Raw genomic sequence first — 10661 nt, 5'->3', positions numbered from 1 at the left:
CAGATTCTTGTCCTTTTGAGCATGGTCTCAATTTTATTTTCCGGAACAACTGGGAAAATTGCGGGGAAGGTTACAGATAGCACGACTGGGGAGGAACTTATTGGTGTGAATGTGATCATTTCTGAGTTGGGAGTTGGAGCTGCAACCAATATTGAGGGGTATTTTGTTATTCTGAATGTACCGCCAGGTGAATATATGTTAAACACCAATTATATCGGTTATGCTCCTGTAAGTGTCACTGGTGTGGTTGTTTCCATGGATCTTACCACAACTATAGACGTTGAGATGGGCACGGAGATGCTGGCCGGAGAAACAGTGGTCATCGTGGCTGAAAGACCCATTGTAAAAAAGGATATTGCTTCCAGTCAAACCAACATATCTGCCAGCGAATTTGTGGATATGCCGGTAAGCAGTGTTACTGACGTTGTAGGTCTTCAAGCCGGTGTTGAGGGAATGAGTATTCGTTCAGGTGGTGAGGATGAAATGATCCTCATGATGGACGGTGTCACTTTAAAGGATGATCGAACCGGTAAGCCCATCTCGGGAATTCCGCTGAGCTCAGTTCAGGAAGTCATGATCCAGTCAGGTGGATTCAACGCCGAGTATAGTGATCTACAGGCTGGATTGATCAGTGTGGTTACCAGTGAAGGCGATAAAGATAAATACAGTTTTAAATTCAGTACTAAATATAGTCCGGCAGCAGCCAAACATTTTGGACCGTCCATGTATGACCCCAATTCATATTTTCTCAGGCCCTATCTGGATGATGAGGTCTGTTGGGAGGGAACGGAGAATGGTGCCTGGGATGAACACACCCAGACATTATATCCAACTTTTGGTGGTTGGAACGCTATTTCCGCTTCCACACTGGCAGATGATGACCCCACGAATGATCTCACACCGGAAGGTGCTCAGAGACTTTTCAAGTGGCAAAGTCGGGTGGATGGAAATATTAACATACCGGACTACACCATTGATGCCGGGTTTGGTGGACCAGTACCCGGAATCAGTAAAAAGTTGGGCAACCTGAGGTTCTTCACTGCTTTTAACAGCAATCAGAAGGCTTATCTGGTTTCCCTCTCTGAGGATGCTTTCAGGGATTATATGTGGACTTTTCGTCTTACTTCGGATATTACACCCAAGACCAAGTTGAGTGTCAACACCATCGTGAAGCATATTAAGGCTTCTTCATCCAGTGGCACCGGTCAGCCCAGCTATTTTGAGGGTCTGTGGGATGTAGCGGGAATCTTTGGAAGTAGCTCTCAGCAATCAAGCAAACTGTTTTATCCTGAATACTACTGTGTAACTGAGATCAACAACCGAATGATCTCTGGAAAGCTGACCCAGATCATTTCAAGTAAGTCCTATTTTGAAACCCAGATAGAATATTCACAGACTGAATACAGCACCAATCCTGGAGATGTTCTGGATCGCACACGCGATAATGACATCTTTCCTGGTGATGCAGAATATCTGGCAAATGATGCCCCCTTTGGCTTTGAATGGCGAGCCAATGAATCGATCGGTGGTATCTTCATGATGGGGATGAAAAGTAATTCTCGCGATAGCACCATAACCTCCCGATTTAAGATCAAATCTGACTATACTAACCAGATCAATCGTTACAATCATATCAAAACAGGAGTTCAGGCAGAATTCTTTAATTATGACATGAATTATGGTGCTGTTAATCCAGCGCTTCCAGATGGACGACCCTGGTCAAAATGGAGTCGTAATCCATATCAGTTAGGCATATATATTCAGGATAAAATGGAATTTGATGGATGGATCGCAACCATTGGTTTGCGGGGAGAATATTTTGACCCCAATTCTGATTGGTATGATGTGAGTCCCTTTGAGAGTTCTTTCTATTCCTCGAATTATGATCCGGATCTGGAGGATGAGATCCCAACCAAACCTGCCAAAGGCTCGTTCACTGTTTTACCCAGATTGGGTATTTCACACCCCATCACCACCACTTCGAAATTGTATTTTAATTATGGACACATGCGCCAAAGGTTCAATCCAGACAATCTGTTTGGTGTGCGCCGTGTAACGGGGTATCGGATCAGTAGTGTGGGTGATCCAGAACTACCCATGGAAAAGACAGTTGCCTACGAACTGGGCTATGATCAATCATTGTTTGATGCCTATCTGTTACATGTTTCAGCTTATTACAAAGATAAAAGCGATCAATCAGGAACCATCAGCTACTATAGTGCTGATGGTACTGTGAGTTATGGTCGCTACTCCAATAATTTCTATCAGGATATTCGTGGAGTTGAATTCGAAGTACGCAAACGCCGGGGTGACTGGCTCACTGGCTTTGTAAATTACACCTATTCTGTTTATAGCTCAGGTAGATTCGGTGTTCGTCGGATGTATCAGAATCTATCAACCCAACGCGAATACGAAGCCAATGTTGTTAACCAGAAGCAGTATAAACCTTTACCACTCCCAAAGCTGAAATATTCGGCCACCCTGCATACTCCCAGACTTTTTGGACCAAAGCTGGTTGGCATGAATCCATTGGGTGGCTGGAACATGGCTTTTACCGGTCACTGGCGGGCTGGTTCTTATGCTACTTACGGTAAGGTTGAAGGGATTGTCAATAATGTGCGCTGGAAAGATTCATATAATGTAAATGCCAGCCTATCCAAGACCGTCAAGTTCAACAAACTGCGGATAACATTTTTAGCTGATGCCTATAACCTGTTCAATTTCAGGCATCTGTCCATGTCCGGTCTTGGGGTTCCAATTTCCAGGGTCTATTATGAGGAATCATTGCATTTCTCTGAAGCAGTTTATGATGAGCTTGGTGAAAAACATATCGCCGGCGATGATCGGATGGGCGATTTTCGTGAAACTGATATTGCCTATCAGCCCATGGAATGGCTGGGAGGCTTGCTGAATAGTGCCGGTGAGACGATCAACGGCAAGGATGGCGTTTATTACTGGGTTGACTCCGAGTCTGATTACATGCACTTTTCTGAGGCAGATGGTTGGACCGCCGTTCCCGATAGCGATATTGACCACGCGCTGGATAATAAGGCTTATATCTATAATCCGCCCAATGAATCATTCATGTTTCTGAGTCCTCGTGATATTTATCTCGGGTTCAGAATGTCCTATGATTTCTAAATTGACACTAATATTAGTAATATTTAAAGGTTGACTATGAAATTTCTAAATCCGAAAGCCGCACCGTCCTGGTTACGGTTTGCTGTTTTGGCCAGTGTGATGATAGTGTTCACCACGGTTTCGTTCGCTGCCGAAGTTCGCTGGATAAAAGTTGGGGATCTGCATAATTTCTACCAGAAAATTGGCTGTGAGCCAGAATCAGATTATGGAAATGAGCAGCAGTTTGGTCTGATGTGGCCGGCATTCTATGAGAATCAGGATATGTTGGCAGCTCGTGGATTCTGGATTGCTGTCAAGGACTATTATGATCCGGTGGTCGGGGTTCAATACGAATATAAAATTGCCCATGCTGGACCCAGACCAAGGGTGGAAATTGCCACCAGTGAATTTATGCCCGTTGAAGGAGGCTTCGGCATGATTGGTCGCTTTGCAGCACCTGCCGTGGTCGTGGATGGCGAAGATGCTTCTGATCTGGTTTGGGATGACAACGTGGATGTCTGGGATCCCACCCTGCCATCTGATAGAATGATCTACAATCGCGTGAATACATCAACTGGAATCAGCATGGATCGTAAAATCTATGGCTATAGTCAGGACTATTATGACGATTTCTTTGTATATGAATATGTTTTCACCAATACTGGTATTTGTAATGTTGATGGGAGTATTACACATTCTGAAACTTTGGACAGTGTTTATTTTCACTGGCAGTACCGCAATGCTTTAACACGTGAAGGTAATGTTGAAGGTTCTGGCATTGATTGGCGCGGAAGACGTGGTTGGGGAACTCCTCAGAATTGTCGTTGGGGTCGCCAGACCATGAATGATGTGATCGGTGAAGATCCCAATAATCCGGTTACCAGTTCCATCTACCCTGAAATGGGTGAAATGAGTTACGACGAGTACGATTATGATGGCAATATAATGCGGGCTTTCTATTCCTGGCATGGTCGCCATTCGGATCTCTCAACCATTTATGACAACATTGGCTCTCCAAATTACCAGGGTCATTTACCCGATGGAATGCTGGGAGCTTCACAATTTACCGGCGTTGTAGTGCTGCATGCTGACACCTCACCAACTGACCCTACAGATGATATTTATCAACCTACAACCTCCCAGAAGATCGAATCAAACGATGCTGCCACAGTCAATAATGATCAGTACAGCTCGATGCGTATGAAAACGGAGTACCAGTCATTTGTATCGGCAGGTCATGAAAATTTGAGTCAAGCTGAGCAAGTGGTAGAGGCAAATGTCTTTCCGAATCAGTTTTCCATCGCGGGTGGTTATTCACAATCCTGGTCATTTGGACCCTATACATTAGCACCTGGGGATAGTGTGCGGATTGTGTTGGCAGAAGGTGCCGGAGGTCTTAGCCGTGAGCGTAATTATGAAGTGGGTAATAATTGGTATCGTACTTATGAATTAGGTGAATCTCCTGATCTGGAATTGCCGGATGGCTCACTCACTTCAGATCCTGATGAATACAAGAATGCCTGGGTTTACACCGGTCGTGACTCGCTCATGGAAACTTTTGCCAGGGCGCGTGACCTGTATAATAATCAAGCGTTGGAGCTCGGTGATAATAGACCACCTGAGCCACCTGCTTCCTTTATCATTGAATCACAGGGTACTCGTATTCTCCTGAATTGGGCGGACAATGCTACTTTCCATCCAAAATTTGAAGGATATCGACTTTATCGCGCCAAGGGTACCAAATATGATACTTACGAAGAGATCATGGATTGCAATCTAACTGATAATAATGTGGTTCAAGAGTACTCGGACATCAGCGCCGAAAGAGGCCAATTGTACTTTTACTACATTGTTTCATACGATAACGGGGATCATCCCGGTGAATTTTACGAGGGGGTTCAGTTGGAAAGCAGCCCCTTTTACACCAGGACCAACAAGGGTGCGACCTTGTTGAGACCACCGGCTGATAACCTGGACAATATTCTGGTGGTACCCAATCCTTATAATATTCGAAACCGGAATCAACAATGGGTCGGTGCTGAAAACACAATTCAATTCTGGAATTTACCCGAAGCTTGTACGATCAAGATATTTACTGAACGGGGCGACCTGATCTACACCCATGATCATGCCGGTATGGGTGTATCAACCTGGAACCTGTTGACATCTTCACGTCAGATCGTAGTGAGTGGAGTATATATCGCAACTTTTGAAGCACCTTCCGGGGAAGTTGTTTATCGCAAATTCATCATTATCAGGTAATCCTGAACTGAGCAAATGGAGATAGATCCATGAATACCATCCAAAGCAAAATAATCAAATATCTTATCCTGGCTTTAGTAGCACTCACTTTCATTACTTGCGAGGACTTTAAGGATGAGACCTATGAACTCAGCGAGATTGATGCTCGGGCAGTTGCTTCTCTAAGTGATACCGTCAGCTTTCCTCTGGGTTTTTCCACCGGGAAGATGTGGCAGGTCAGCTATGATAGCACACTATCACTGGCGGATGTTTTGACCGACTACTATCAGATGACCACTGATACCACCTTTGGCGCAGATACAACAGGCGTAGATACCATAACCTCAATTGATAGTATCTATCATTTCATCTACACAAATGACCTGGATATAAACGAAACATTTGTGATCGAATTCCCTGGAAGTGGAGACACAACTCTGGTTTATGACACAACTTTTTCGGTTATCGATACACTCACAGAAACGAATATGGATACTTCTAACTATTCCAAGGATATTCTGTTAAGCCGACTCTATGATCTGCCATTTGTTATCTTAAGCAAAACAATAACAGGTGTTAAGGATACAATCAGGTCAGGTATCACCACAACGGATCCAAGTTTGGAAGAGTTGTATTCAGCTCTGGCAAGTCAGGAACTCAGAGTAGCAGTAAACGATACTTGCTATGCCGTGGCAATCCCTGGAGCCACAACCAACAGCTACAATCTGTTTGCAAGTGACAATTCCAGTAGCATTGTAATGTATGGTTTGGGTCTGGTCAGAGTAAATCTGTACAGGTTAAGTGGCAACCAGCTTGAACTTGTGGAAGTTCAGAATATGAGCATTAGTCCTGAACTGATCGCTGGTTATTACGAAGTAGTACCAGCCACTCAGGATGAAACTGCCTATGCGAAACCAGTGATCAAGTTCCGTTATGCCTGGGATTTGGATCAGGATACCTATTTAATTGAATATGAACGGGAGGAGACTGCCACAAGTAATTCTTTCCGGGTTGTCATTCTGCGTGATGAATAAAACGATTGCCGATTAAGAGGACTATAAAATGATTAAAACACCAATATCGGTACTACTTGTTAGCTTGCTGCTGATCCCCACGATCTTCGCAGAGGATAAGCTGGCTCAGACTGGATTTCAGTTCCTCAGTGTGACCAGTGATGCACGAGGAGCTGCCATGGCTGGGGCCATGACCACGTTGCCGACACAATCCAGTGCACTCTATTTCAATCCGGCTGGATTAGCTCTGATGGACAAAGCGGTTGATATTACAGCCAGCCAGAATCAATGGATCGCAGATATCATGCATAACGCCATCAGTGTTGCCATCCAACCCATGGGGGGGCGTGTTGGCGTTATTGGCTTTTCAGCCTTGAGTGTGAATTATGGTGATATCCAAGGTGCTTCAGTTTGGCCCATTGAAGCTGGCGGTATTGAAACTCATATTATTCAACCTTCAGCCATAACCCTGGGTGCAGGATACGCCTATCGTTTATCCAATCGCTTTTCTGTTGGACTCCAGATCAAATACGCCGCTCAGCAATTGGGCAAAAGCGTGATTGAAATTGATGATAGCCTGAGTGTGAAAAAGAATATGACTGAGGCGACAGCTTACGATTTTGGGACTCATTTTGACACTGGGTACAAAGGAATCGCGTTTGGAATGAGCATTCGTAATTTCTCAAACGAAATTGCGTATGAGGAAGAGAATTTTCAACTTCCCCTGACTTTCACCATGGGTCTTTCCACAGATCTAACCAATTTTATGCCGCAGTTCTCGGATCAGCACGCCATGCTTCTCAGCGTTGATGCTGTTCATCCCCGCTCATATCCGGAACATTTCAATATTGGACTGGAATACACCTTTATGGATCTCCTGAGTTTGAGAACGGGTTATCTACACAGCCGGGATGAACGTGATATGACCTTTGGGTTTGGTCTTGAGTATTTTGGAATAGTTCTGGACTATGCCTACATACCGTTTGGTATTTTTAATGATGTTCAGGTGATAACCGCTAGATTTTCATATTGATGCGGCGAGAATGATCAAAATAGACTTTACGTGGGAGTAAAACTTAATGAAAATCAATAGAATCATCCTCAGCTCAATTTCAGCCATCTGTCTTATCGGCATGATGGGTTGTATTGATAATGATTACCCTGATAAGATCTGGGATCCCTCAGATGAGGGAGATGTACAACCGGTCATCACAGCCATTGATCCACCGGATGGATCATTTGACGGAATCGGTATTGTTACCATTACCGGCAATAATTTTGGCGCTAATTTATCACATATTCAGGTGACCTTTAATGGTAAGGTAGCTAGAATTGATACCAATTTATCAACTGAGGGATCACTGGTAGTGGGTGTTCCCGTGGTGATCACAGATTCTGATATCAACGAAGTTGATTCTGTTCAGGTCATGGTCAGTGTTCAGGGAGCCTTTCTTGGAGGCGTATACAGTGGCGTATTCAAGCTTGAACGGGCTGCTATTACCTGGGGTGAATATGGAACCGGTGACCCACATACTGTTGCCTGTGATGCGGATGAGAACACCTACATTGCCACAAATGAAAAATTGATCTTTAAAATTGATCCCGACGGGAATAAAACCGACTATGCTTCTGGTTTACCCAGTGTGACAACCGGCATGAAATTTGGACCTGGCGGATATTTGTATTATTCCAGAAATTATAAAAAGATATACAGAATTCCCCCAGGGGGCGGAGCAAAAGAGACCTATATGGCTTTCAGTGGGAAAGTCTATGACATAGATTTTGATCAAAATGGTAATCTTTTTGCCGCTGGTAAGGGTGACTCCATATTCTGCGTTACTGACAGTATCGATAGGGGTGTTGTTGGTTATGTTGATTATGAATTCACAGCCCTCAAGGTTTACAACGATTATGTATATGTTGCTGGAGAATATGTTGGCCTGGATGCCCAGGTTCCCGTGTGGGGCATTTGGCGGAATCCGATCACAAATGCTTCTGGTGATCTGGGAGCTTCAGAATTGGTCTTTGATTGGGCCGCCTACGTCGGTGAAGATGGTCCCGGGATAGAATCCATGGTCATATCAGCCTCAGGACAACTGTATGTAGGTGCCAAAGAACTCTACGGAGACAACGGCTATGAGGCTGGAAATGCGATCACGATTGTAGATCCTGCCAGCGGAAGTGCTGAGCCATTTTACACGGCTGTCTTATCCGTACCGGCCACCTATCTATGCTGGGGAAATTCAAAATACATCTATTGCTCACGCTACCTGGATAATCCTGATGCAGAAGGTGCTCCAGAGAGTGGAATCTTTAGAATTGCCCAACCTGAGTTTGGGGCAAGTTATTTTGGTCGAGAATTATAATTAACAATAAATTGTGGCTTAATCAGTTTTAAGCAATTAGTTTATTAAGGAAACAAACCAACAGAAGGAGAAAAGAATGAAGAAGATGTTACTAGTAGTATTGGTTCTTGCTGTCTTCGGCTCACTGGCCATTGGTCAGGACTGGGGCTGGACAGGAACAATACCGCCAGATAGTGCTGGCACAGGTTGGCCTGCATCCTACGGCCAGGGTATGGCTGTTGATGGTGCCGGTAAGATTTGGTACACCAGCTATTACTCAGCCGATTCCGTTGATGTCGGTGATGGTGTTATGGAGTCTTGTCGGGCTATTTATGTATTCAATCCTGATGGTACTCAAGCATCATTTTCACCCATCAAGACTATCACAGTTGATGGTGTCGAAGATACGCTATGGAATTCAAATCGTGGCTTAAGAACTGATCCTGATGGCAACATTGTGGCTGGTTCATGGTGTGTTTATTATCGCATCAATCATACCACTGGTGCAGGTATGCAGAAATTGCTGCCTTTCCCAAGTACTGATCCAGAAGCTGGTCCCTGGGATGGTGAATCCATTACAGCAGCAGCTTTTGATGCAGACGGTAACCTGTATACCAACATGGTAGTTGCAGGCGGCAATCCCATCAAAGCCTTTGATACTGATTTCGAACTCCTTGATGAGTTGGTAAGCGGTGACTACTGTACTGGTTATTCCAGAACCATTGAAGTATCTGCTGATGCTAATGATATCTATTTCTGTTCATTTACCAGCGGCAATGGGGTTATTAAGTTTCATAGTAATGACGGTCTTGATGGTGACTATTTAACTCAGATCGATACTGTTTTGCGTGGAATGGCCGTAGAAGCTACTGGCTGGCAACCCGTTACAAATTATCTCTGGGCTGGCAATTCAGGTGGAGCAGGCTGGACCAATTGTGGTTTTTATGCCTATGATCCTGTTTCTGGCAATATCATGGATAGTCTTTTTGTTCCTGGTGCTGCTGACTTAGGCGCCAAACCACGTGGGATTGATTTTACCAGTGATGGCAATATTGCTTATGTTACCTTTTTCAATTCTTGGGATACCGACGCTATCTACCGGTTGGAAAAAGGCGCGACTGGTGTCTGGGAACATACAGACACTTTCGCACATGGATATAAGCTGTCTGCCAATTATCCCAACCCCTTCAACCCCAGCACAACCATGGATTATGTCCTGACTGATGCCGGTGTTGTTGATTTTCGTGTATACAACCTTAAGGGTGCTGAAGTATCAGTATTAACTCAGGGTTATCAAGCCGCTGGTGAATATTCAGTGACTTTTAATGGCAGTAACCTGGCCTCGGGTGTTTATATCGCCAAACTGAATGTTAATGGTATTATTTTAACCAAGAGCATGACGTTAGTTAAATAACACTCACTTACATGTTTAATAAAAAAGGCGAGGGTGACCTCGCCTTTTTTAATGAAGTGCTAATCCTGCAACTGCTTCAGCTTGCGTTTCGCTTTATCATATCGTTTTTGTTCCCCTCGGGCGTGAGCTCCTTTAAAACGAACCCCCTTTGAGACGTACATGAGTAAAAAAGCAGCAATAAAGACTGCCATTGAGATAATGGATAAGATGAGGATTGTTTTCAACACGATAGGATCCTTATGATTATTGTCTGCTGAATGACAAGTAATACCATCTTTAATAAAAGTCAATGAAATTTGCGGTTGGTACACCAAAGTTACTTATACCAATTTCAGTTCTAAAGGGTCTATTAATTTCAAAATATTTTAGTGTTATACGATCTTCATGTTTTTTGCATAGCCATAGCTATGGATAAAATATTAAGTGAAGTATAACGGTAAAAGATGAAGAAATTACAGGCCATTTGGAGCTGAATTTGGTATTACTTGCCATCACTTCAGGATTAACTTGTCTCCCGTTAATACTTAT

The 10661-nt window shown here is 43.9% G+C and carries 7 protein-coding genes; 6 read left to right on the top strand and 1 reads right to left on the bottom strand.

What is annotated here, in order from left to right; translation table 11 throughout:
* The 6 genes from U9Q77_09875 to U9Q77_09850 form a co-directional block, all read left to right on the top strand.
* Positions 1–3141 (top strand): TonB-dependent receptor (locus U9Q77_09875; GenBank protein MEA3287666.1); only part of this gene is annotated, 3141 nt, incomplete at its 5' end.
* Positions 3142–3177: 36 nt separating this feature from the next.
* Positions 3178–5382, top strand: a complete 2205-nt coding sequence (locus U9Q77_09870) for a hypothetical protein (protein MEA3287665.1) — start codon at positions 3178–3180, stop codon at positions 5380–5382.
* A 29-nt stretch (positions 5383–5411) separates the two neighbouring features.
* Positions 5412–6395, top strand: a complete 984-nt coding sequence (locus U9Q77_09865) for a hypothetical protein (protein MEA3287664.1) — start codon at positions 5412–5414, stop codon at positions 6393–6395.
* Between the two features lie 28 nt (positions 6396–6423).
* A complete protein-coding gene (locus U9Q77_09860) occupies positions 6424–7407 on the top strand; it encodes a PorV/PorQ family protein (protein MEA3287663.1) in 984 nt (327 codons plus the stop codon).
* 46 nt (positions 7408–7453) lie between these two features.
* Positions 7454–8740, top strand: coding sequence for an IPT/TIG domain-containing protein (locus tag U9Q77_09855; GenBank protein MEA3287662.1), 1287 nt, complete (start codon positions 7454–7456; stop codon positions 8738–8740).
* 76 nt (positions 8741–8816) lie between these two features.
* Positions 8817–10133, top strand: coding sequence for a T9SS type A sorting domain-containing protein (locus U9Q77_09850; protein ID MEA3287661.1), 1317 nt, complete (start codon positions 8817–8819; stop codon positions 10131–10133).
* Positions 10134–10192: 59 nt separating this feature from the next.
* Here the strand turns inward: U9Q77_09850 and U9Q77_09845 are convergent, their stop codons facing one another.
* Positions 10193–10360: a hypothetical protein gene (locus tag U9Q77_09845; GenBank protein ID MEA3287660.1), complete on the bottom strand. Its 168-nt coding sequence runs from the start codon at positions 10358–10360 to the stop codon at positions 10193–10195.
* Positions 10361–10661: the final 301 nt, after the last annotated feature.

This window comes from Candidatus Neomarinimicrobiota bacterium (assembly GCA_034716895.1).
GTDB lineage: Bacteria > Fidelibacterota > UBA8477 > UBA8477 > JABMPR01 > JABMPR01.
Note: the sequence above shows the minus strand (reverse complement) of the source record. Positions and strands in the feature narration are given on the sequence as shown.

Bases quoted from the DNA above. Each gene is read 5' to 3' on its own strand.
- U9Q77_09870 (MEA3287665.1), top strand. From the start codon at position 3,178: ATGAAATTTCTAAATCCGAAAGCCGCACCGTCCTGGTTACGGTTTGCT.
- U9Q77_09865 (MEA3287664.1), top strand. From the start codon at position 5,412: ATGAATACCATCCAAAGCAAAATAATCAAATATCTTATCCTGGCTTTA.
- U9Q77_09860 (MEA3287663.1), top strand. From the start codon at position 6,424: ATGATTAAAACACCAATATCGGTACTACTTGTTAGCTTGCTGCTGATC.
- U9Q77_09855 (MEA3287662.1), top strand. From the start codon at position 7,454: ATGAAAATCAATAGAATCATCCTCAGCTCAATTTCAGCCATCTGTCTT.
- U9Q77_09850 (MEA3287661.1), top strand. From the start codon at position 8,817: ATGAAGAAGATGTTACTAGTAGTATTGGTTCTTGCTGTCTTCGGCTCA.